The 22,473-nt window shown below is 40.2% G+C and carries 20 protein-coding genes; 8 read left to right on the top strand and 12 right to left on the bottom strand.

The genetic code is table 11. The features are described 5' to 3' along the window. Positions 1-7 precede the first annotated feature (7 nt). Positions 8-700 carry an SCO family protein gene (locus R1T16_RS04345; RefSeq protein WP_317499850.1) on the bottom strand — a complete coding sequence of 231 codons (693 nt, stop codon included), beginning with the start codon at positions 698-700 and terminating at the stop codon, positions 8-10. 165 nt (positions 701-865) lie between these two features. Between R1T16_RS04345 and R1T16_RS04340 the strand changes: the two genes are divergently transcribed. Together R1T16_RS04340 and R1T16_RS04335 are read left to right on the top strand one after the other, a co-directional pair. Continuing rightward, on the top strand, positions 866-2,932 hold the full coding sequence (locus tag R1T16_RS04340; RefSeq protein ID WP_411162017.1) for a M13 family metallopeptidase: 2,067 nt from the start codon (positions 866-868) through the stop codon (positions 2,930-2,932). A 147-nt stretch (positions 2,933-3,079) separates the two neighbouring features. Beyond that, positions 3,080-3,745 (top strand): response regulator, encoded by a 666-nt coding sequence (locus R1T16_RS04335; RefSeq protein ID WP_317499849.1) that lies wholly within the window; start codon positions 3,080-3,082, stop codon positions 3,743-3,745. A gap of 407 nt (positions 3,746-4,152) precedes the next feature. On the opposite strand, the gene R1T16_RS04330 is transcribed toward R1T16_RS04335, so the two are convergent. From R1T16_RS04330 to R1T16_RS04320, 3 genes are read right to left on the bottom strand one after another with little or no spacing between them, the layout of a single operon-like run. Then, positions 4,153-4,956 (bottom strand): SDR family NAD(P)-dependent oxidoreductase, encoded by an 804-nt coding sequence (locus R1T16_RS04330; RefSeq protein ID WP_317499848.1) that lies wholly within the window; start codon positions 4,954-4,956, stop codon positions 4,153-4,155. Continuing rightward, positions 4,956-5,309: a hypothetical protein gene (locus R1T16_RS04325; RefSeq protein ID WP_317499847.1), complete on the bottom strand. Its 354-nt coding sequence runs from the start codon at positions 5,307-5,309 to the stop codon at positions 4,956-4,958. Before R1T16_RS04325 ends, R1T16_RS04330 begins: the two co-directional genes overlap by 1 nt. A gap of 6 nt (positions 5,310-5,315) precedes the next feature. Beyond that, positions 5,316-7,028: a bifunctional GNAT family N-acetyltransferase/carbon-nitrogen hydrolase family protein gene (locus R1T16_RS04320; protein ID WP_317499846.1), complete on the bottom strand. Its 1,713-nt coding sequence runs from the start codon at positions 7,026-7,028 to the stop codon at positions 5,316-5,318. Positions 7,029-7,355: 327 nt separating this feature from the next. Here R1T16_RS04320 and R1T16_RS04315 point away from each other — a divergent pair, with 327 nt between their 5' ends. After that, positions 7,356-7,688 carry a single-stranded DNA-binding protein gene (locus R1T16_RS04315; RefSeq protein ID WP_317499845.1) on the top strand — a complete coding sequence of 111 codons (333 nt, stop codon included), beginning with the start codon at positions 7,356-7,358 and terminating at the stop codon, positions 7,686-7,688. Positions 7,689-7,784: 96 nt separating this feature from the next. Here R1T16_RS04315 and R1T16_RS04310 read toward each other — a convergent pair whose 3' ends face one another. The 5 genes from R1T16_RS04310 to metG all read right to left on the bottom strand — a co-directional run bounded on the left by R1T16_RS04310 (position 7,785) and on the right by metG (position 13,350). Further along, positions 7,785-8,684 carry a histone deacetylase gene (locus R1T16_RS04310; protein ID WP_317499844.1) on the bottom strand — a complete coding sequence of 300 codons (900 nt, stop codon included), beginning with the start codon at positions 8,682-8,684 and terminating at the stop codon, positions 7,785-7,787. Further along, positions 8,684-9,004, bottom strand: coding sequence for a hypothetical protein (locus R1T16_RS04305; protein WP_317499843.1), 321 nt, complete (start codon positions 9,002-9,004; stop codon positions 8,684-8,686). Before R1T16_RS04305 ends, R1T16_RS04310 begins: the two co-directional genes overlap by 1 nt. An 87-nt stretch (positions 9,005-9,091) precedes the next feature. Continuing rightward, positions 9,092-9,778: an RloB family protein gene (locus tag R1T16_RS04300; RefSeq protein WP_317499842.1), complete on the bottom strand. Its 687-nt coding sequence runs from the start codon at positions 9,776-9,778 to the stop codon at positions 9,092-9,094. Continuing rightward, the gene (locus R1T16_RS04295) at positions 9,778-11,136 is read right to left on the bottom strand and encodes an AAA family ATPase (protein WP_411162016.1); all 1,359 of its coding nucleotides are present in this window, start codon (positions 11,134-11,136) and stop codon (positions 9,778-9,780) included. Before R1T16_RS04295 ends, R1T16_RS04300 begins: the two co-directional genes overlap by 1 nt. A gap of 150 nt (positions 11,137-11,286) precedes the next feature. After that, positions 11,287-13,350 (bottom strand): methionine--tRNA ligase, encoded by a 2,064-nt coding sequence (gene metG, locus R1T16_RS04290; protein WP_317499840.1) that lies wholly within the window; start codon positions 13,348-13,350, stop codon positions 11,287-11,289. A gap of 317 nt (positions 13,351-13,667) precedes the next feature. Between metG and R1T16_RS04285 the strand changes: the two genes are divergently transcribed. From R1T16_RS04285 to R1T16_RS04265, 5 genes are all read left to right on the top strand, one after another. Further along, positions 13,668-14,627 (top strand): LD-carboxypeptidase, encoded by a 960-nt coding sequence (locus R1T16_RS04285; protein WP_317499839.1) that lies wholly within the window; start codon positions 13,668-13,670, stop codon positions 14,625-14,627. After that, entirely contained in the window at positions 14,627-14,986 is a 360-nt protein-coding gene (locus R1T16_RS04280; protein ID WP_317499838.1) for a YraN family protein, read from the top strand. Before R1T16_RS04285 ends, R1T16_RS04280 begins: the two co-directional genes overlap by 1 nt. A 231-nt stretch (positions 14,987-15,217) precedes the next feature. Then, positions 15,218-15,877: an aspartate kinase gene (locus tag R1T16_RS04275; protein ID WP_317499837.1), complete on the top strand. Its 660-nt coding sequence runs from the start codon at positions 15,218-15,220 to the stop codon at positions 15,875-15,877. Between the two features lie 100 nt (positions 15,878-15,977). After that, positions 15,978-16,556 (top strand): TetR/AcrR family transcriptional regulator, encoded by a 579-nt coding sequence (locus tag R1T16_RS04270; protein ID WP_317499836.1) that lies wholly within the window; start codon positions 15,978-15,980, stop codon positions 16,554-16,556. 56 nt (positions 16,557-16,612) lie between these two features. Continuing rightward, on the top strand, positions 16,613-17,731 hold the full coding sequence (locus tag R1T16_RS04265) for an MBL fold metallo-hydrolase (protein WP_317499835.1): 1,119 nt from the start codon (positions 16,613-16,615) through the stop codon (positions 17,729-17,731). 55 nt (positions 17,732-17,786) lie between these two features. On the opposite strand, the gene R1T16_RS04260 is transcribed toward R1T16_RS04265, so the two are convergent. From R1T16_RS04260 to R1T16_RS04250, 3 genes are all read right to left on the bottom strand, one after another. After that, positions 17,787-18,176: a hypothetical protein gene (locus tag R1T16_RS04260; protein WP_317499834.1), complete on the bottom strand. Its 390-nt coding sequence runs from the start codon at positions 18,174-18,176 to the stop codon at positions 17,787-17,789. Between the two features lie 205 nt (positions 18,177-18,381). Beyond that, positions 18,382-21,741: a transcription-repair coupling factor gene (gene mfd, locus R1T16_RS04255; protein ID WP_317499833.1), complete on the bottom strand. Its 3,360-nt coding sequence runs from the start codon at positions 21,739-21,741 to the stop codon at positions 18,382-18,384. Between the two features lie 8 nt (positions 21,742-21,749). Beyond that, positions 21,750-22,397, bottom strand: a complete 648-nt coding sequence (locus tag R1T16_RS04250; RefSeq protein ID WP_317499832.1) for a hypothetical protein — start codon at positions 22,395-22,397, stop codon at positions 21,750-21,752. Between the last annotated feature and the right edge of the window lie 76 nt (positions 22,398-22,473).

Raw genomic sequence — 22,473 nt, 5'->3', positions numbered from 1 at the left:
AACGGCCTTAGTTTTCGTTATCCGATAGCCATTTAATATCTTCAAGCAGCTGCTTTACGTTTTTTTCTCCTTTTACGTCCTTATCTAAATTAGTGCCATTGTAAAATCCGCGAATGCGGCCTTTGGTGTCTACCAGTATAAAGTTTTCGGTATGTACCATATCATACAATTCACTTGAATTTGTGGTCTTTACCGCCAGGTATGATTTACGGGCTATATAATAGATATCTTCTTTTTTACCCCTAACAAGATTCCATTTGCTGTCTATAACACCTTTTTCAATGGCATATTTTTTCAGCACAGGAACACTGTCTATATCAGGCGTTACGGAGTGCGAGAGCAGCATAACCTTTGGATCGTTTTTAATCTGCGACTGCAGCCACTCCATGTTTTTGGTCATTATGGGGCAGATGGATGGGCACGTGGTAAAAAAGAAATCGGCTACATAGATCTTGCCTTTGTAATCGTTTTGGGTTATGGTCTTTCCGTTTTGGTTGGTAAACGAGAAGTTGGCTATTTTATGATTTTTGGCAACATACTGTACGGTGCTGTCAACAAGTTCAGGGTTCACATCGGCCGGGCTGTATACCTGCAGGTATTTTTTTGGCGTGAGTGCTCCGTTAAAAAGGAAAAGTATAACGGCAGAAAGCACTACGAGGACAATGATTAATATCTTATATTTTTTGAAAAACTGAAGCATTGGGAATAATTTTTGCAAAATTAAGAAACAACAGGCTATAAAACTTAAGTAATAGTACCCGAAATAGTTACAAAAGGCACTTTTTTGCATATTTAACAACTTTACGGCCTTCGGTTTAAGCTAACTTTTTATTTTTGTAGCCTTAAGGATTAAAACACGAATTATATGAAATTAACCTTCAACGCAAAATATACTGTTGCAGCATTGGCTGTTACCGGTACTCTTTGCAGTGTTCAAATGGCTAATGCACAGCAAAAGCCCGGCATTAATGTTTCTTATATGGATAAGAAAGTTAAGCCAAGCGACGATTTCTTCAGGTATGTAAACGGTACGTGGGTAGACAATACCCAGATCCCGTCTGACAAAACACGCTGGGGGAGCTTTGACGAACTTCGCGAAAACACAAACAATGACGCACTTGCCATACTTAAAGAGGCTGCTGCAAACAAAAGCCTGAAATCTGCATCAGACCAGGGCAAAGCCGCAAACCTGTATAAAACTATTATGGACACTGTTGCTCGTAACAAGGCAGGCATTGCACCGCTTAAACCGTATTTGGCAAAAATAGACAAGGTTAAGAATGCAAAAGATCTTGAAAAACTGCTTATAGAAATGGAGCCTGTTGGCGGGCTGGGCTTTTTTGGCATGGGCGTAGGCTCAGATGCTAAAGACAGTAATGCTAACATCATTTATATCGGGCCGGGAAGCCTTGGATTACCTGATAGGGATTACTACGTTTCTGATGATGCTGACTCTAAAGAAAAGCGTGAGCTTTATGTAAAGCACGTTGCAAGAATGCTTAAATACCTTGGCTATAAAGAGGCAGATGCAACTAAGACTGCATCTAATATCCTTGCCCTTGAAACAGCCATGGCTCAGCCAAGGTTAGATAGGGTAGAACGCCGCGACAGCAGAAAGACTTACAACCCAATGACGGTTGCAGAGCTTCAAAAACTGGTGCCATCTATAAACTGGACGACTTATTTTACCAGCCTTGGCGTTAAGCTAAAAGCCGGTGAGCTTATAAATGTATCGCAGCCTAAATACATGGCAGCGTTACAGGAGATATTTAAAGCTAACAAAGTTGAAGACTGGAAAGCTTACATGAAATGGACACTTTTAAACCATTCGTCTGATGTGCTTTCTACAGATCTTGAAACGGCTAACTGGGAGTTTTACAGCAAAACGCTTAGAGGAGCCATCAAAGAAGAATCACGCGATAAAAATGCACTGCAAACTGTAAACGGTACTGTGGGCGAGGCTTTAGGTAAACTTTATGTTGAGAAAAAATTCCCTGCAGAAGCTAAGGCTAAAGCTGAAGCGATGATCAAAAATGTAATGCTTGCTTTTGAGAACCGCATTAACCGCCTGCCTTGGATGGCTAAATCTACAAGAGAGAATGCTGTAACAAAACTGCGCAAGCTTAACGTGAAAATAGGTTATCCTGATAAATGGAAAGACTATTCTAAACTTGCTATCCAGAGCCCTGCCGAAGGCGGAACATTCTTTAATAATATGAACAATGCATCACGATGGGCATTTAAAGAAGATATTGAGAAACTGGGCAAACCGGTAGATAAAACTGAGTGGCACATGAGCCCGCAAACGGTTAATGCTTACTTTAACCCATCATATAATGAAATCGTATTCCCTGCTGCTATCCTTCAGCCGCCATTTTATGATTATAAAGCAGATGAAGCGGTTAACTATGGTGGTATAGGTGCTGTTATCGGCCACGAAATATCACACGGATTTGACGATTCAGGGTCACGCTATAATTCTGATGGTAACCTTGTAAACTGGTGGAGTGATGAAGACCTTGCCAAATTTACAGGCCTTGGCGGAAGCCTTGCTGATCAGTACAGCGCGCTTCAGCCGCTACCGGGTATCTATGTAGACGGTAAATTCACGCTTGGTGAAAACATTGGCGATCTTGGCGGTGTTAATGCTGCTTATGACGGACTTCAGCTGTACCTAAAACAAAACGGTAACCCTGGCCTGATAGATGGTTATACGCCAGAGCAGCGCTTCTTTATTTCATGGGCTACTATCTGGAGAACTAAAGCAAGAGATGAGGCCATAAAAAACCAGGTTAAAACAGACCCGCACTCGCCGGGCATGTACCGCGCCTTTGTTCCACTTCAAAATGTTGATGCTTTTTATGAAGCATTCAGCATCAAACCGGGCGATGGAATGTACGTAGCGCCTGACAAAAGAGTTAAGATCTGGTAAGCTTTTGGTTATCAGTTAATAATATTATTAAATCCTGCAATTTATATTGCGGGATTTTTTATTTTTATATTAATTTGCTGTAAATGAGGTTTTCCGTAACCTATTTTATATATTTCCTTCTTATTTTTGAAGAAAATTTTAGGGGGATTGAGAGAAAACTTAAACGTGCTGGCTGTAGACGACCACATGGTCGTGCTGGAAGGATACCATTCTATATTTAAAACACTTGAAGGCAGCAGCTTCAGCAATCTATCTATTGCTAAAGCTAGCGACTGCAAATCTGCCCATAAAGTTATAGAAGCACACAGGGAAAATCCTTTTGATGCCGCAGTTATAGATTACAGTATCCCTGATTTTCCTGAAATGCACCTTACGTCAGGACACGATGTTGCAGTATACCTAAGAAAAGTTATGCCGGAGTGTAAAATTATTATGATGACCATGCACAAAGAAGTGGAAATCATGAACAGTATACTGAATAATGTAAAGCCCGAAGGTTTTATAAATAAAAGCGATTGTAATACAGAAGAGATTGCCGAATGTTTCAGGAATGTACTGGAAGGGAATACCTATTACTCTAAAACAGTAGCCGGCTATATACAGCGACTCGAAAAAGGCATTGTACTTGACGATATAGATACCAAGATCATCATGCTGCTTTCTAAAGGCATAAAAAACAAGAATCTTAGTAAATACATTCCACTTTCTGACAGCGCCATTGAAAAACGAAAGTATAAGCTTAAAAAAATGCTCGACGTGTCAGGCGATGATGAAGCCCTTGTAAATGAAGCAAGGAAACAGGGTTACGTGTAAATTTTTCATATAGAAAAAATCTTACATCTCAATACCATTACACTTCAAAATCTTTGAGATGCAATGTCATTGGCCCAATAATTACGTCGCTGACAAGCATTCTATATAATTGTTAAAATTATGTTAACTGCGGAAAACCCGCAACGGCAAAATTTTATAATTCTATTACTTTGCTCCTGTTAATGGCAATCTAATAAGCTCCCAAACTTATGACAGATAGCATAAGATTGTTTGAAGAATAACTAAACCGTTTTTCTTTTTCATTCATCAATAACTGCATCGCCTGCCTGTGTTTTTGCTAGATTCATTTGCAGGTTGAGAATAGTTCTTGAAACAGTCTTCACGTGTGTGGGTAGAAGGGCGTGGATTTGATTAAAAGTCCCGCCCCATACTCTTTTTACAGCAATTTAAATCACGCCTGATTTAAACTTATATCCCAGATAAGCTATTACTTTTTGCGAACTCACGGTTTTACCCTGAGATGGTTTTGCACGGTTAAATTTTGGCAGTTCGAGCCCTAAAGACTTTGCTTTTTTTGTGTAGTGGTCTTCGCGGGTAGGGTAGTGCGGTGTAACACCGTTAAAGATTTCGCCCCAGGCTTCGTGCTCTATTATGGCTTCAATTATACCTATGCAATCGTCACGACGAATAAGATTTACTGGTCCGTCAGGATTTTCGAGATTTTCCCTGCCCGATAAAAATCGTATTGGCTGGCGGTCGTCACTTACGAGTCCGCCAAAACGGAGGACTGTAGTTTTAAAATTACTGTTAGATAGCAATAACCCTTCCGATTCCAATAGCTGCCTTCCACTTTCGGTTTGCGGCTTAGCAGGTGTTTCTTCAGTCACGATTGAATTATCATCGGCATAAACAGAAGTAGAACTTACAAAAAGCACTTTTTTCAATCTACTAGCTTCTATTGTGGGGATTAGGGTTTTTATCTTATCGGTAAAAGACTCGCTGTTTTCTCCCCTCAGTTTAGGCGGAATATCAATAATCAGTATTTCGCTGTTGCAGAGAAAGTCTTCAATATCGCCATCAATCGAATTATGATTCAGACGGATAAGAAACGGATTGATGCCTTTGGATTGCAAAAGTTCAAGTTTAGAATCAGAAGTTGTGGATCCGTTAACCGAAAATCCTTTTTCGATAAGTGATATGGCAAGAGGCAGCCCCAGCCATCCGCATCCTAAAATAGAGATATGTCTCATCAGGAAATGTCTTTTCGTACCAGTATGTAATAATCGTTTTCCAGAGGCATGTAGCCTTGTTCGTAAACAAAGTAATAAGTATTACCGTTTTTTGTAAGCAGCAGGTTAGTAAAATGTTCAAAGTCAAAACCTTTACTCATTAGCTTGGATTTTGTGGTCTTGGTCTTGCCCTCCACGTTTATCTCGCTCAGTATACGGTTGTTCTTGCGCAAACGGTTGTTAATGTTGCGCATGTAGTTGTTGCTGTCTTTGTTTATTTTATTGTTCCAGGCATTTCGGCAGGCATCACTGCAAAACTTCTTGTCTTCGCGTCCTACTATCTTTTCGCCGCATTCGGGGCAGTTACGTGTCATAACTTACTAACTCTTTTTAGTTCTTGTACTGGTTTTAGCAGCAGGTTTGGCCGCTGCAGGGCTTGCGCCCGATATTTTAGGAGGCCTTGAGGCGGTTGCTTTAAGCGTAGTCCTCGGGGCTTTTGCTGTAGTAGCGGGTAATTCCTTCTCTTCAGCTTCAGCAGGTGTTTCAGCCTCTGCCTTAGCCGATTTCTTAAGCTTGTACAAATCAAGGCGGCGGTCTTTTAATATACGCACGCTTCCAAATTCGTGCAGCTCTTTAAGCAGGTCAAGGTCAACGTCTACAATAATTGTCATCTCCGTATTCGGGGTGGCTTCTGCCTTTATTCCATTACTCGGGAATGAAAAATCTGATGGCGTAAACACTGCCGTTTGTGCATACTGGATATCCATGTTGTTAACACCCGGCAGGTTGCCTATACAGCCTGCAATGGCAACATAGCACTCATTCTCTATGGCGCGTGCCTGGGCACAGTGCCTTACGCGGGTATATCCGTTCTGCGTATCGGTAAGAAAAGGTACAAATAGTATCTCCATACCTTCATCTGCCATAAGGCGCGATAGCTCAGGGAATTCCACATCATAGCATATCATGATACCGATTTTTCCGCAATCGGTGTCAAATGTACGAATTTCGTTACCACCTACCATACCCCAATAGTTCACTTCGTTAGGGGTGATATGTATTTTGGTATACATTTCAGATGTTCCGTCACGTTTGCACAGGAAACCAACGTTATACAGGTTGCTGTCTTCTACAAGCGGCATGCTTCCGGTAATGATGTTTATGTTGTACGATATTGCCATTTCCTGAAAGCGCTTGCGTATAGGCTCGCTGTAACGCGCGATTTCCCTTATCGCATCGGCTTCGTTAAGGTGGTTAAAATCGGCCATAAGAGGGGCGATAAAAAGCTCAGGGAAAAGGGCAAAGTCGCTTCCGTAGCCCGAAACCGCGTCAATAAAAAACTCGGCCTGTTCAAAAAGAGCTTCAAGATTGGGCAGGGGGCGCATCTGCCATTGCACCAGCCCCAGGCGGATGATACTCTTACGGGTATTAATAAGCACCGGGCTTTTATCGTAGTAAATATTATTCCACTCCATCAGTACGGCATAATCCTGAGAGTTCTTATCGCCCTCAAGGTAATTGCGCATGATCCTGATCACGTGAAAATCGTTACTCAGCTGAAAAGCCAGTACGGGATCGTGTATCTCTTTAAGGCGCACCTTTTCTATGTATTCTTTTGGCGTAAGCTCATCGGCGTGTTCTTCAAAACCGGGCATCCTTCCGGCAAATATTATGGAGCGCAGGTTAAGCTGCTCGCAAAGCTCTTTACGGGCTTCATACAAACGCCTGCCAAGGCGAAGGCCACGATATTCTGGATCAATAAAAACATCTATACCATATAAAACTTCACCCTCATAATCGTGTGTGTCAAAGGTATAGTTGCCTATTATCTTTTCATACGTATGGTTGGTAGTGGCTTTTTTATGGTCTACAATAAGCGACAGGGCAGAGCCTACCACCTTATCATCTACCAATACCACCAACTGCCCCTCAGGGAATATGTTTAAGAGTTTTTTTATGTCTTTTTCAGCCCAGTAAGGCTCGTCCATATCAAGGTCAACATCCTTGTAGGCATGCTGCATGGAGATGCGCAGTTCTTTATAATCTTCTATTCTTAAATTTCGTAGCTCAACTTTGTTTATTTCGGTCTGCATAAAACTATTGTCTTTTTTATAAATGTACGAAAAGCATTCCGTTTGTAAACGTTTGCAATTGGTTAAGTTGTTGTTAAAGCTGATGGATAATGGCAAAGAGTGCTAAAAATCGAAATCAATTTAAACGTTATAGTTTTTAGTAAAAGGCTTATAATCAAAAGGTAATTCCGTTTGTAAACGGTTACAAGCAACTACAACCGACCATAAATAGTTACCAACCGAATAAACCATGGCAGCTTGCGCAACTTTGCATCGTTGAATTTTCGATACGATTCGGCAGCAGCTTATAAAGTACATAACGATAACAACATTAAAAATTTACACGCCATGAACGCATTAAAAAACAAAGTACAGCTGATAGGAAACGCAGGAGCCGACCCGGAGATCAAGATTTTTGAAGCCGGCAAAAAACTTGCCCGTTTAGTTCTTGCAACCAATGAGAGCTACACAAACGATAAGGGTGAACGCGTAACCGATACCCAATGGCACACCATAACCGCTTGGGGAAAAACTGCCGAAATTATCGAAAAGTATGTAACCAAAGGTAAAGAGCTCGCCATAGAGGGCAAGCTGACGCATCGCAGCTACGACGACAAAAATGGAGACAAGCGCTACATTACAGAGGTCGTTGTTAGTGACGTGCTGCTTTTAGGTAAATAAAAACCGGTTTTTTAAAAGGAGGTTTTGGCCCTTTTCGTCTGTCCCCAGCGAAAGGGCTTTTTTAGGTTTGATTAATTAGCAAAAACGACAGGGAGATTAATAAATCTGTCTCGCAATCCTGTACGTATTGGCATGCGCTTCAATAATAATTTTAATATCGGGACTGTACCCGCCACCCATACTGCACTGCACCGGGATTTCTAATTTATGGCATAGCGACAGCACAAATTCATCTCTTTGTTTACAGCCATCTAAAGAGCAGCCAAGCTTGCCGAGTTTATCAGAAGCCAGTATATCTACACCGCTGAGGTAAAAGATAAAATCAGGCTTTTGATCATCAATTAGTTTTGGTAATGTTTCACGGAGGATGGAAAGATATTCTTCATCGGTAGTGTTATCCGGCAGGGCGATATCAAGATCTGAAATTTCTTTTTTAAATGGATAATTGGTCTTTCCATGCATTGAGAAGGTAAACACATTGTTGTTTCCGGTAAAGATCTCGGCGGTCCCATTCCCCTGGTGTACATCGAGGTCAACAATCAAAACTTTTTTTGCGAGTTTACTATTGATGAGGTACTGAGCTGCTATGGCCTGGTCGTTAAGCAGGCAAAAAGCCTCTCCATGATCGCTATAGGCGTGGTGCGTTCCTCCGGCAATATTAAAGGCAATACCATATTCCATAGCCTTATGTACGCCCCAAATAGTGCCCTGTGCAATACGCAGTTCGCGCTCCACCAGGTCTGCCGAGAGCGGAAAACCGATCTTGCGCACCGCCCTTGGATCAAGAGTAAGGTTGAGTAAATCTTCTACGTATGTTCTGTGATGTACGGCAAGCACATTTGCCATATCGGGCAGTCCGGGTTCATAAAAATCAGATGGTACAGCCGTTCCCTCATGGAGTAACTGCTGTGGCAGCAGTTCGTACTTTATCATAGGGAAGCGATGGCCTTCCGGCAGCGGGTGTTTGTAAATGGGGTGATAAGCGATTGGGAGCATTATGAATGTCTTGTAAACGAGTATATTTTAGCCATTAACAGTAGGGTTGAAACTAACCCTAAGATAATAGCAGCATTCCTGTTCTTATTGTTTTTTGATGCATTCAGGAAAATGTAACCTGAAAAAGATAGCATCAGTAAAGAGATTACTGTAAGAACCCTTCCGTTTTGCAATGCCGATGGATAGTAAGACAAATAATTCAGGCGGCCCACTTCAATATCAATAGTTTTTGTGGTTACCACAAACCATAGGAACAGATCAGATAATACAATTACGATAAAGAAAAGGGCAAGGTAAAATAAGAAGTCGGCTAATTTCATAAATGCTAAGATAAGCATTATGATGTTTATTTGAAATGAGTAGATAGGTAAGTTGGCAAACAAAAACGGCTCCCGATGGGAGCCATTCTATAAAATTTCAGGGTCTTTCACTTTGTTATTGTCAATTGAATATTCAAGTAATTCTTTCATTAACAAATAGACTTTAGAAGACTTTTCAGCGGGGAAGTAATTTTCTTTATCGACATCAACTTTATCGGCCCTATCAATTGCATTATTTATAAGTTCGATATCTAGATAACTTTTAGGATAGTTTTTTAATTTGTGTTCGGTGTGTTTTTCTCCTAATTCTGTTTTCATTTCAGAGCTTGAAGTACAACTCATATTTATCTGTTCATCCAAATGAAAATATAGCCAAACTTCAAAGCAATAATTGCTTATATATAAATTTGCATCTGGTAAACTTCTACAGTAATCTTTCAATTCGTCAAATTGAGCTGTCGGATGATCATCTACATCTAATACAAATCTAAATTTATCTTCTAAAGTTGGAGTTACCTTTAATCCTGTCGGTGGGTTTTCAATAAATTCCACCGCCCTTTCAATTAATTTTTTTGGTTGGGATCCTACAATTTTAGTATCACTTTCAAAGACATGTAGAATACAAGCCGTTTTTGGATTTAGAAAATTGTTATTAAAGGCTTCAAAATATTTAGGTTCCTTTAGTTCTCCCTCATAAATAATAAAAAATTTAGTAGCATCAACCGATGCCTCTTTTTTATTGTAGTCTGCTAAGGAATATCTTTTTCTATCCATTAATCTTGATTTTCTTCAATAACTAATTTTGAAAAGTCTCCTAAATACGGAATTCCGCCATAACGTCCTTCTAAATATCCACGTTCTAAAACTTTATCTCCACGGGGATTAAAGTTGCTTAAGGGATAAAATTCTGTGCTGCCATCTTCCTTTTTTTCTGTAAACCAAATTTCATCTCTCCTTAGCAGGTCATTGTCGAGCAAATGACTTTCATGTGTTGTGAAAATTAATTGACTGTTTTTAGTATCTGCCAATGAGTACATTCTTAATAATTCTTTAGCAAGTAATGGATGCATACTGCGTTCCAATTCGTCAATAATGTAAACTACATCGCCTTCAAATATTAATTGGTCAAAAGCAGGTGATAATTCAAATAGCCTGTTTGTTCCATCTGACTCTTCGTCAAAATCGTATAAGCTGTCTGAATTATAATGTTTAGTATTTATAAACGAAACGAAATATTTATCTCCTTTTTTTCTTAATACGTTAATTTGTGAACTTTGTTGAAAAGAAACATATGCTTCTTTTTGTTCGGTAGATTCAAGATAACTTTCAAGTTCGTCAATCAGTTCTTTTTTTAAATCACTATCTGAATAACTAAAAAAATTATCAGCTTCTATTTCATTCACAATTAAATCTTCTATTCCAGTTTTGCTGTTTTTTAATAAATTTTTTGCAAAATCTATAGATGTATCACCTATTAGGATTGATTCAGAATATAGCTCACTCTTTGCATCCGGAGTGACTATCGTTAATCTTCCAAAAGCATACATAAAATTGTCTAAAATATCATTGTCTTCAATATTTCCGAAACATGCTTCTAATACAGTCTGTGAATCTTTTAATTCTTTACTTAAGTATTTTTTTATATATGACAAATCTGTTGATTTGTCAAAATAATTCCCAAAGGTAACTTCCTTATTTTCTCTTCTATACAATACTTGTTCTTTCTCCTGTAAAACAGAATCAATTAAATAAAGCCACTCTTGTTGAATTTTTCCTTTAAAAATTTCTATCGCGTAATCATAGTGTTTTTCTTTAAATTCATATTCTAATCTAAATATTGTAGGCTTATCTTTATATAAGTTATTATTTCGAAATCTTTTACTTTGTGGCATGAGCAAATTTTCAAATCCAAAAACTACATCTTTTAAATAATCAATCGCTCTAACCAAATTGCTTTTTCCAGCTGCATTGGCTCCATAAATTGCAGCAGTTTTTAAAACCTCAATTCCAGAATTTGTTTTGTGAATATGTTCTTGAAGCTTTCTTGAACCATTTCCCTTTGATGGCAGCATATTAAATTCTGTCTCATCTTTAAAAGACATGAAATTACTAACGGTAAAACGTATTAACATCGATTTTTTCGTTTAAAAAAGTTATTTGAGTATAAAATTAAATAAAATTTAATTTGTAATCCAATATGTTTAACGAAAAAATCGGCAAACTTTAAAAATTAGCAAAACGGCCCCATATGGAGCCGTTTAAATATATATCTTACAAAGTAATTAACTTATCATTTCGCCATTCCCTACACCATCGGTATCAGGATTAACGAATACCAGTTTGCCTTCGGCATTTTGGGTCATTAGTATCATACCGTTGCTCTCTACACCACGCAGGTTACGTGGGGCAAGGTTAACTAGTACAGTGACACGTTTGCCCACTACTTCTTCCGGTGTAAAGCTTTCTGCGATACCCGAAACTATGGTACGCACATCAATACCCGTATCAACTTTTAATACTAAAAGCTTGTTGGCTTTCGGCATTTTTTCAGCTTCAATAATGGTTCCGGTACGTATATCCATTTTAGAGAAATCCTCATAGGTAATTAGGTCTTTTTGTGGTTCGGCTTTTTTGTTTTCAGCAATGTTAGCTGTTTTGGTAGCCTCTAGGCGGTCTACCTGTTTTTGTATCTCTTCATCTTCTATTTTAGCAAAAAGCAATTCGGCCTGGCCTATAGTGCTTCCTGCTACAAGAAGGTCTTCTTTAAGGGTAATGTCATTCCACGAAAGTGAGCCTTCGCTAATTGACAGCATCTTCTTAAGTTTGGCGGCCGTAAAAGGCAAGAACGGTTCAGATAAAACCGAAAGTGCAGCTGCTATTTGAAGTGCCACATACATTTGGGTCTGTACACGTGCCGGGTCTTCTTTAATAACTTTCCAAGGCTCTTCGTCCGCCAGGTATTTGTTACCAAGGCGGGCAAGGTTCATCAGTTCAGAGAGTGCTTCCCTAAAGCGGTAACGTTCTACTGAAGAAGCGATCACGGCGGGGTAGGCACGCATTTCGGTAAGGGTCGCTTCGTCTACATCGCTGTAAGCGTTTGGCGCAGGTACCGCACCTTCATAATATTTATTGGTAAGTACCACCACACGGTTAATAAAGTTACCAAAGATGGCTACAAGTTCGTTATTGTTTCTTGCCTGAAAATCTTTCCAGGTAAAGTCGTTGTCTTTTGTTTCGGGAGCGTTAGAAGTAAGCGCATAACGCAATACATCCTGTTTGCCCGGGAAATCCTGAAGGTATTCATGAAGCCATACCGCCCAGTTTTTAGAAGTAGACAGTTTGTTGCCTTCAAGGTTCAGGAATTCATTTGCCGGAACATTATCGGGCATTATGTATGAACCCTCTGCCTTAAGCATAGCAGGGAATATTATGCAATGGAAAACAATATTGTCTTTACCAATAAAGTGTACCAGTTTAGTATCCTCGCTTTTCCAGTAAGGCTCCCAGTCTTTACCTTCGCGCTGTGCCCATTCTTTAGTAGAAGATATATAGCCAATAGGCGCATCAAACCACACATACAGCACTTTGCCTTCGGCACCTTCTACAGGTACAGGAATACCCCAGTCAAGATCGCGGGTTACGGCACGTGGTTTAAGTCCGTCATCCAGCCATGATTTTACCTGTCCGAATACGTTAGGTTTCCAGTCATTTTTATGACCTTCAAGAATCCATTCACGAAGAAATGCATCATAACGATCCAGCGGTAAGAACCAGTGTTTAGTTGATTTCAATATCGGTTTAGAACCTGTAATTGTCGATTTTGGATTAATAAGGTCGGTAGCGTTAAGCGACGAACCACATCGTTCACATTGGTCACCATAAGCCTCTTCGTTACCACACTTAGGGCAGGTACCAATTACAAAGCGGTCGGCCAGAAACTGGTCAGCCTGTTCGTCATAAAGTTGTTCTGTAACTTCTTCAATGAATTTACCTTCGTTGTACAGCTTTTTGAAGAATTCAGAAGCCGTATCGTGATGGATCTTTGCAGAAGTACGTGAATAATTGTCAAAAGAGATTCCAAAATCTTCAAAAGACTGTTTGATGATAGCGTGGTACTTGTCTATCACTTCCTGTGGTGTAATGCCTTCTTTTTTAGCCTTCATAGATATGGCAACCCCGTGCTCATCGCTGCCGCAGATAAAAGCCACATCTTTGCCCTGAAGCCTCAGGAAACGTGAATAAATATCTCCGGGAACATAAACACCTGCAAGGTGGCCTATATGTATAGGGCCGTTAGTATAAGGCAGTGCCGCAGTAACAGTATATCTTTTTGGATCTTGTAACATCTTGTCTTGTAAATTTAGAAATGCAAAAGTACGAAATTATTAGGTAAAGTTTTCGCTGTAAATTAGATGATGTCAATCCGTTTCAGTGAAGCTGAAGGCATTAAACTTCGTGGCCTTTAGCAAATCTTAACTTGAGGCGTTAAGAAGGATTTGCCGTTTGAGCGAAGCGGGTTCAAATACTTTAGCCGAAAGTTATGATTTGTAGCCTAAGAAGTTGTAGCCTTGAATTTTTTGTTCTTTTGTTTCAGGACAAAAGAACAATAGAGCCGTGGGTAAAAGTAATTTTCCTTAAGTTTGTTATAAACCAAAAAGCAACAATGCAAAGGATCTTTCTATCATTACTCTTACTTATATCCATAACATTACAAGCCCAGAATACTGTAAAAATTCCGCCGTATCTCAAAAAGGGCGACACAGTGGGTATATTGGCAACAGCCAGGAAAGTGGATATGGCACCGCTTGAGCCTGCCGTAAAACTGCTTAAAAGCTGGGGGCTGAATGTAGTGATAGGCAAAACCGTGGGGCTTGATAACGACCAGCTGGCAGGGCAGGACTGGCAAAGGGCACAGGACTTTCAGCAGATGCTTGATAACCCATCCATAAAAGCAATATGGACAGCCAAAGGCGGCTATGGTACTGTACGGATGATCGACAGGCTGAATTTTACCAAATTTAAACAGCAGCCTAAATGGCTCGTTGGCTTTAGCGATTTTACCGTAATGCACAGCCATGTGAACAATTTTGATATCGCCACGCTGCATTCCATTGCCTGCATTAGCGTTGCCGGTGCGACACCCGAAGCTATTGAAGGGCTGAAGAAAGGACTATTTGGTGGTAAGATAGAATACAGCATCCCGGCTCATGCCTACAATAAAACAGGTAAGGCGCATGGCGAACTCGTTGGTGGAAACCTCTCTGTATTATATAGCATTATAGGATCGTCATCTGAAGCTGATTATAAAGGCAAGATCATCTTTATTGAGGACCTCGACGAATACCTATACCATATAGACCGCATGATGATGAACCTGGAACGCAATGGTTACTTTAAAGATGTAAAAGGCATCATAATAGGAGGGATGACCAAGATGCGCGATAACGACATTCCGTGGGGGCATAATGCCCTGCAAATCATTCAGGATATCACGAAAGAATATAATATTCCTATCTGCTTTAACTTTCCGTCAGGGCATATTAAAGACAACTGCGCATTGGTATTTGGCAAACAGGTAGCGTTTGATGTAACTGCATCGGGCACAAAAATATCGTTTGACTAATGGCAGAGCATAACGACCTTGGTAAGCTGGGCGAAGAATTGGCTGCCGATTACCTTCAAAAAAATGGCTATGCCATACTGCAAACCAACTGGATGTACCTTAAGGCAGAGATTGATATTATTGCCCAAAAAGGCAATGTACTTGCCATAGTTGAGGTAAAAACAAGATCATCTTTAGATTTTGGGCTGCCGCAGGATTTTGTAAACCCAAAAAAGATTCAGCATCTGGTGAAAGCTGTAAATGAGTATGTAACTCAAAATGATGTGGAAGCCGATGTTCGTTTTGATATTATCTCAGTTTTTAAAAATGGAAAAAACTATGAAATCGACCATATAGAAGATGCATTTTATCACTTTTAATCTATAATTTCTATAGATTTTTAAACTTGTTAAATGTTAAGAAAGTCCATATTTGTGTTAAATAAATCCCTATTTTAGCCATTGACATAGCCCCCGTACATGTCAAAAGCATTTAATGCACAAACAATACAAATTTTGTGTTTTTTGTAATTTTCCGTTGTTACATTTGTAACAAAATGTTTTTTTTCTATATTTGCCAACAAAACTAACTACAACTCAACCAATTAGGCTATGAAGACGATTTCTTCGGTAGTGGAACACTACATTAAAACAAAACCATTCCTGCTGAGCGCACTCTCTCAGGGAATTATAAATCTCACCTCGCTTGCGCGGAACATGATGCCGGAACTTGAACAGGAACTGGGCAAAGACGTAAAACAGGGCGCCGTGGTAATGTCGTTAAAAAGACTTTCAGAAGATCTTGATTTCCGTGTGAACCATAAGATAGTTAAGGTATTAAAAGGAATAGGCGAGATTACAGTACGTTCTTCCCTGACTGATTATACTTTTGCTGTTTCTGACACTATACTTAATAAACAGGCAGAGCTTATAACAAGCATAAATTCAAATCCAGACGTGTTTTATACTTCTTCAAGAGGTGTAAACGAAACCAATATAGTAATCAGCTCATCGGTTAATCCTACGGTTGACCGCCTTTTTGCTGACGAAAAACAAATTGAGCGCAGTGATAACCTGGCATCCATAACAATAAAGCTCCCTAAAGATAATATTACCACTCCGGGTGTGTACTATTATATCTTTCAGCGTTTAGCATGGGAGGGTATTATTATCAGTGAGGTGATTTCTACGTCTTATGAGTTTACCATATTGGTAAGCGAGCAGGAAGTAGACCTTGCCTTTAAAGTAGTTAAAGACCTTAAAAACCTTTAGAATTGGCTTATCGTGATATATTGACCCTTCCCACAACGGAAGGGTTTTTTATTTTTGCATCTGTATGTTGAGCGAATAAAATTTTACCTACCTTTGTAGAGTGATTAGTCAATCTGTAAATGATAAGCGTAAAGATTTGCTTGCATCAGCCCTAAGGCTGTTTGTGCAGAACGGCTTTCATGGTACCCCAACAAGCAAGATTGCAAAAGAAGCCAGCGTTGCAAACGGAACGCTGTTTCACTATTATCCCACAAAAGAAGACCTTATAATTAGCCTTTACATAGACGTTAAAAAGCGTATGGGAGAATATATAGAGCATAAGGCAACTCTTGCGACAACTCCTGAAGAAAGATTCAGGATACAGTTTACCCAGATTATTTTATGGTCTATGGATAATAAGGACGAATTCTACTTTATCCAACAATTTCATGCATCGCCGTTTGCAGCAATGCTTTCCCCCGATGTCATTAAAGAACAACTGCAAAAAAGCTGTGACGAAATTGAAGAAGCTATAAAGAATAAATTCTTTAAAAAACGCGACACCGCATTTATACTTAGCATTTTTAGCAGCCATATATATGGAATAAGCCAGTATTTGTCTAAAGCTAAGTTTACGGTTGATGTACAACAAAAAATTATAGATGATGGCTTTACTATGCTCTGCACCATGTTAGCCTGATTTTTTTAGATAATTTAGAGTGATTAGTCAGTCTATTATTGATGAGTAGCCAAAAAATGAAAAAAAGATTTAAAAAAATAATTATGATTGTAGCGGTAGTGCTGCTGATAATGGCAGTTGGAATATGGACATTTATGCAGACCCCAAAGTTTGGCAGCCAGCCAAAAGGAGAACGCCTGAAAAAGATTGAACAGGCGGCTAACTATAAAGACGGTCAGTTCCAAAACCAGCACCATACGCCTGATCTTGCCGAAGGCGTTAGTATGCTTACCGTTTTGAATAAATTTTTCTTTGGCAAGAGCAAAAGGAGTAAGCCGGCACAGCCGCTTCCGTCACAAAAAATAGACTTACTGCATCTTGACCCGTCAGAGAACGTCATTGTATGGTTTGGGCATTCGTCATACTTTATACAGGCCAATGGTAAAACTATGCTGGTAGACCCTGTATTCAGCGGTGCGGCATCGCCTGTTAGTTTTACAACAAGAGCATTTGCCGGGGCAGACGTATATGCCGTAGAAGACCTTCCCGCTATAGATTTCCTTTTTATATCGCACGATCATTGGGATCACCTTGATTATGAAACGGTACTAAAACTAAAAGACAAAGTAAAAAAAATAATTACAGGCTTAGGCACGGGGCAGCATTTTGAACGATGGGAATTTGATATGGCTACGGTTGAAGAGCGTAACTGGAATGAAACCATAGACCTGGGCAGCGGGTTTGTAATACATACTACACCTGCAAGGCATTTCTCAGGCCGCGGATTAAAACGCAACGGAGCGCTGTGGACATCGTTTGTAGTGAAAACGCCAACACTTAACCTTTACCTTGGCGGTGATTCCGGTTACGATACACATTATAAAGAAATAGGCGATCAATACGGCCCGTTTGACCTTGCAATACTGGAGTGTGGGCAATATAACGAATATTGGAAATACATACACATGATGCCGGAACAGGTTGTTACCGCTGCGCAGGAATTAAAGGCTAAAAAACTTATGCCGGTACACTGGGCAAAGTTTTCGCTTGCGCTTCACGATTGGGATGAACCCATACTGCGTGTTACTGCGGAAGCCAAGAAACAAGCCATGCCGATCATGACACCAATGATAGGACAAAAGGCATCGCTTACCAACGATGAGGTATTTACCGAATGGTGGAAAGGGCTTGAATAAATATAAAAGGGCGGCTAAGATATCTTAACCGCCCGTTATTATGATTGTTTGTTTCTTAGTTGAAATAAGCGTTTGCTACAACAGCCACTATTCCGTCAGAATTTGCTGTTCCTTCAACAGATGCTTTTTGAGTATTGCCCTGGAAGATTTTAATAGTAATTTTTTCTCCCGGTACCGCTCCAAATCCTCCCGCAGATAACGATGCTCCTCCTGCTGTATTCCCTTCTGCAGTGTATGTGTAGCTCCATGGAAGTGAAGTAACTTCAGCATTAGTAGCTCCATTGTTAACTGTATAGGTTACATCCAGCTCCTCACCAGAAAAATCTCCGGTAATTTCATACCTGATTTCTCTTGATACAGATCCGTTATCATCGTCACTTGAACATGATGTTAGCGATACTACGCTCGTTAGCAGCGCAAAAAGGTAAATAAATGGGTTTTTCATCTTAAAATATTTTTTCGTGTTAAAGGCACAAATATATATGTATGCATAATTATAAATTGCCAAAATGTAGGATTTAACCTCATTTTAACCTATTTGTGATTATCTTTAAGAAATCTTTAACTAAAAGAAATTACTTACAAATACGAAGGGAGAATTATCAATAATCAAATAATTCTCCCTGCGTAATAATTATGAAACTGTTAGCTTATTCGAAAACCATTTCCAGCAGATCAAGTGCTTTTTTGAGCGATTTTACGTTCTCAAAAGTTAGCAGCAGTCTAAGTCCGCTCTTTGTTTGCTTTTCTTTCATTTTTGCCAAAGTCTGGTGCTTTTGTATAAATTGGAGCACCCTTCTGAATGATACCGACTGATAGTAATCTGACTGTTGATCGCCTACAAAGTAGCCTACCATCTTGCCTTGTTTAAGTACCAGTTTTTCGAGCCCTATTTTTGTAGCGATCCATTTTATGCGCATACTTATAAGCAGGGCTTCGGCCTGTTTAGGCAGTGGCCCAAAACGGTCAATAAGCTTGGCTTCAAAGGCCTGGAGGCCGGTTTCGTCCTTAATAGCGCCAAGTTCATTGTACAGGTTAAGGCGCTCTGTGATATTATTTACATATTCGTCAGGGAATAGCAGCTCAAAATCGCTGTCTATCTGTATGTCTTTTACATATTCTTTTTCGCTATCGCCCTCTTCGTCATCGTATAAGTCTTTGAACTCATTTTCCTTAAGCTCATCAATTGCCTCGTTCATGATCTTTTGGTAGGTGTCAAAACCAATTTCATTAATAAAACCGCTTTGCTCTCCACCTAAAAGGTCTCCAGCGCCCCGTATCTCAAGGTCTTTCATGGCAATATTGAAACCGCTGCCCAGTTCGCTAAACTGCTCCAGTGCCTGGATGCGCTTGCGTGCATCTTCAGTCATCGCAGAATAAGGGGGAGTAATAAAATAACAGAATGCTTTCTTGTTGCTTCGGCCTACACGCCCGCGCATCTGGTGAAGGTCGGATAGTCCAAAGTTATTGGCATTATTGATGAAGATTGTATTGGCATTAGGAACATCAAGTCCGCTTTCAATAATTGTGGTAGCTACAAGTACATCAAAATCGCCTTCCATAAAGCCAAGCATAAGTTCTTCCAGCTTCTTGCCTTCCATCTGGCCGTGGCCTACGCCAACCCTTGCACCGGGAACAAGACGCTGTATCATTCCTGCAACTTCTTTAATGTTTTCAATTCGGTTATTAATGAAAAATACCTGTCCGCCACGCTGTATCTCATACGAAATGGCATCGCGTATCACTTCTTCATTAAAGCCTACTACCTGTGTTTCTATAGGATAACGGTTTGGCGGCGGCGTGGTAATGACCGAAAGGTCCCTCGCGGCCATAAGTGAGAACTGAAGCGTTCTTGGTATAGGGGTTGCCGTAAGTGTGAGTGTATCTACATTTTGGGCTATGGTCTTCAGCTTGTCTTTTACGTTTACACCAAATTTTTGTTCCTCGTCTACAATCAAAAGGCCAAGGTCTCTAAACTGTACGTTTTTGTTAACCAACTGGTGTGTGCCTATAAGGATATCCAGTTTGCCATCAGCAAGCTGTTTTAGTGTATCTGATTTTTGTTTTGCTGTACGGAAACGATTCAGGTAACCTATGCTTACCGGCATATCTTTAAGCCTTTCGCTAAAGGTGCGGTAATGCTGATAAGCCAGTATGGTGGTAGGAACGAGTATGGCAACCTGTTTGCCATTGTCAACCGCTTTAAAGGCAGCACGTATGGCAACTTCGGTCTTGCCAAAGCCCACATCACCACATACAAGGCGGTCCATGGGGCGCTCGCTTTCCATATCGGCCTTTACATCGCGTGTAGCAGTAACCTGGTCAGGCGTATCTTCATAGATAAATGAAGACTCCAGCTCGGCCTGCATGTAGCTGTCAGGCGCATACTGGAAGCCTTTTTCAAGCCTTCGCTTTGCGTACAGCTGAATAAGGTTGAATGCAATGTGCTTAACGCGTGCCTTGGTTTTTTGCTTAAGCGTTTTCCAGGCGCTGCTGCCCAGTTTGTATATTTTAGGCGGCGCACCATCTTTACCGTTGTATTTTGATATTTTGTGCAGCGAGTGGATGCTTACATATACAATATCATTATCAGCATACACAAGTTTTATAGCTTCCTGTGTTTTGCCTTCTACCTGTATTTTTTGCAGTCCGCCAAATTTACCGATACCGTGGTCGATATGGGTTACATAATCGCCAACTGACAGCGAATTGAGTTCTTTAAGTGTAATAGCCCCTTTTTTAGAATAGCCATTTTTGATGCTGAACTTGTGGTAACGTTCAAATATCTGGTGGTCGGTATAGCAGGCAATCTGGTTTTCTTCGTCTATAAAACCCTCATAAATAGGGAAAACGATGGTCTTATACTGCTTGCGGATGTCTTCATGATTAGCTTCATCAAGGCTTTCAAAAATATCATGAAATCGTTTTGCCTGTGCCTCGTTAGAGCAAAAGATATAGTTTTTAAAACCGTTACCGTGGTTATCGCTCAGGTTGTTAAGCAATAAATCAAACTGCTTGTTGAATGAGGGCTGCGGCTGTATGTAATATTCAAATGTTTTTTGTGTCCTGAAGACTGCCTTACTGCCCAGCTCTGCAATGGTAAAGTCTAATGCTTTTTTTACAAAGGTTTGCTGGTTAAGGAACAGTTCTTCGGGAGCAGCATGTTTTATATCTTTTGAGAGTTTGTCAAAAGCTTCGGTAGCTTTTTTAAACAGCACATCAAGCTGCGCAAGAAGTGCATCAGTATTCTGGATAAGGAGTACTGTTTTCTCGTTAATGTATTCCAGGAAACTCTCGCGCTTTTCCTGCAATTGCTTGTTTTCAACATTAGGAATAACAGTGATCTTATTTTTTTTATCCAATGACAATTGGGAAGCCACATCAAACGTACGGATGCTGTCCACCTCATTGCCAAAGAACTCTATACGGTAAGGGTTGTCGTTAGAAAACGAGAACACGTCTACAATACCACCGCGTACCGAAAATTCTCCCGGTTCGGTTACAAAGTCAACACGGCGAAACTCATATTCAAACAATACTTCGTTTATAAAGTCAATGGAGATCTGGTCGCCAACAGCCACTTTAAGAGTGTTTTTTTCGAGTTCCTTACGGGTCACTACTTTCTCAAATAGTGCATCAGGATACGAAACAATGAGTGCCGGTTTCTTACGGCTGTTTATGCGGTTAAGAACTTCGGCACGTAAAAGAATATTGGCATTATCCGTTTCTTCAATCTGGTACGGACGCCTGTACGATCCAGGATAGAACAGCACATCCTGATCGCCTATAAGCTGCTCAAGGTCGTTAAGATAATAGGCGGCCTCCTCCTTATCTTTAAGGATAAGAAGAAAAGGCAGTTCTGCCTCCCTAAAGAGCGGATCGGTTACAAAAGACAACGACGAGCCCAGCAATCCTTTTATGTGGATCTTGTTCTCGCGCTGCTGCAGGGCTGCAGCAATCTGTTTTACTTTGGCCGAATGGCTGTATTTATCTAAAATTTCGGGTTTCAATAGTATCTTTAATTACGGTTTGCGCCCGGCATGCTGAATCCGGGCCTTGTTGATGGTGTACTGCTTTGTGGCTGTGGCATTGCATCCGGGTTTGCCATTCTTATGGTGTCAAGTGCTTTAAGCATTTCGTCTTCGCCCGTTTCTTTAGGCACTTCTTTTAATATCACAAGCTCGTTCATCTGGTTTTGAAGCGATGTTACCTCGTGTGTAATGCTATTTATAAGTTCAATTACCCTCTTAGCAGGTATCACTTCAAGGTTTATATAGGTAGACAGCGATTTTACGCGCGTATCCAATACGCTTATACGGCTTTTTACCTGCGGTCTATTAAAAAATTCAGGTATGTTGTTACGTAACATCTCTGTTTTGGTAACCAGGCTTTTGGTTTTTTGCCTGTAAGCATTAAGCGAGCCTACGGGCCTTTGCATTAATTCATTATTCAGCTGTTCCCATTCTGTCCAGCCCGAAAGTTTTTCTCCTACTTTTGGGTTAAGCGGCGGAATATTAAACTTCCAGTTGTCGCTTATTACTTTTAATATGGAATCGTTTTGTTTTGCTGCCTTAATGTTTTCTGCCTGGCGTTTAGCGTCGTCGTCCTTACACGAAAAAAGAACTGCCGAAAAGCAGCAAAGCATAATGAGTTTCAGGTATTTCATGTTTGAGTGTTGAAAGAGCAAATTTACAAATGTTAGGCCAATATGCAGTTGCGGTAAAGTATTTCTTTAGAAAGAT

Origin of the sequence: Flavobacterium sp. DG1-102-2, from assembly GCF_033042555.1 — a bacterium.
GTDB lineage: Bacteria > Bacteroidota > Bacteroidia > Flavobacteriales > Flavobacteriaceae > Flavobacterium.
This window is presented reverse-complemented; position numbering and strand designations above follow the sequence as displayed.

Bases quoted from the DNA above. Each gene is read 5' to 3' on its own strand.
- R1T16_RS04280 (WP_317499838.1), top strand. From the start codon at position 14,627: ATGGCAGAGCATAACGACCTTGGTAAGCTGGGCGAAGAATTGGCTGCC.
- R1T16_RS04325 (WP_317499847.1), bottom strand. From the start codon at position 5,309: ATGACACGTAACTGCCCCGAATGCGGCGAAAAGATAGTAGGACGCGAA.
- metG (WP_317499840.1), bottom strand. From the start codon at position 13,350: ATGTTACAAGATCCAAAAAGATATACTGTTACTGCGGCACTGCCTTAT.
- R1T16_RS04275 (WP_317499837.1), top strand. From the start codon at position 15,218: ATGAAGACGATTTCTTCGGTAGTGGAACACTACATTAAAACAAAACCA.
- R1T16_RS04295 (WP_411162016.1), bottom strand. From the start codon at position 11,136: ATGTTAATACGTTTTACCGTTAGTAATTTCATGTCTTTTAAAGATGAG.
- R1T16_RS04250 (WP_317499832.1), bottom strand. From the start codon at position 22,397: ATGAAATACCTGAAACTCATTATGCTTTGCTGCTTTTCGGCAGTTCTT.
- R1T16_RS04300 (WP_317499842.1), bottom strand. From the start codon at position 9,778: ATGGATAGAAAAAGATATTCCTTAGCAGACTACAATAAAAAAGAGGCA.
- R1T16_RS04330 (WP_317499848.1), bottom strand. From the start codon at position 4,956: ATGAGACATATCTCTATTTTAGGATGCGGATGGCTGGGGCTGCCTCTT.
- R1T16_RS04305 (WP_317499843.1), bottom strand. From the start codon at position 9,004: ATGAAATTAGCCGACTTCTTATTTTACCTTGCCCTTTTCTTTATCGTA.
- R1T16_RS04320 (WP_317499846.1), bottom strand. From the start codon at position 7,028: ATGCAGACCGAAATAAACAAAGTTGAGCTACGAAATTTAAGAATAGAA.
- R1T16_RS04345 (WP_317499850.1), bottom strand. From the start codon at position 700: ATGCTTCAGTTTTTCAAAAAATATAAGATATTAATCATTGTCCTCGTA.
- R1T16_RS04265 (WP_317499835.1), top strand. From the start codon at position 16,613: ATGAAAAAAAGATTTAAAAAAATAATTATGATTGTAGCGGTAGTGCTG.
- R1T16_RS04315 (WP_317499845.1), top strand. From the start codon at position 7,356: ATGAACGCATTAAAAAACAAAGTACAGCTGATAGGAAACGCAGGAGCC.
- R1T16_RS04340 (WP_411162017.1), top strand. From the start codon at position 866: ATGAAATTAACCTTCAACGCAAAATATACTGTTGCAGCATTGGCTGTT.
- R1T16_RS04310 (WP_317499844.1), bottom strand. From the start codon at position 8,684: ATGCTCCCAATCGCTTATCACCCCATTTACAAACACCCGCTGCCGGAA.
- R1T16_RS04260 (WP_317499834.1), bottom strand. From the start codon at position 18,176: ATGAAAAACCCATTTATTTACCTTTTTGCGCTGCTAACGAGCGTAGTA.
- R1T16_RS04285 (WP_317499839.1), top strand. From the start codon at position 13,668: ATGCAAAGGATCTTTCTATCATTACTCTTACTTATATCCATAACATTA.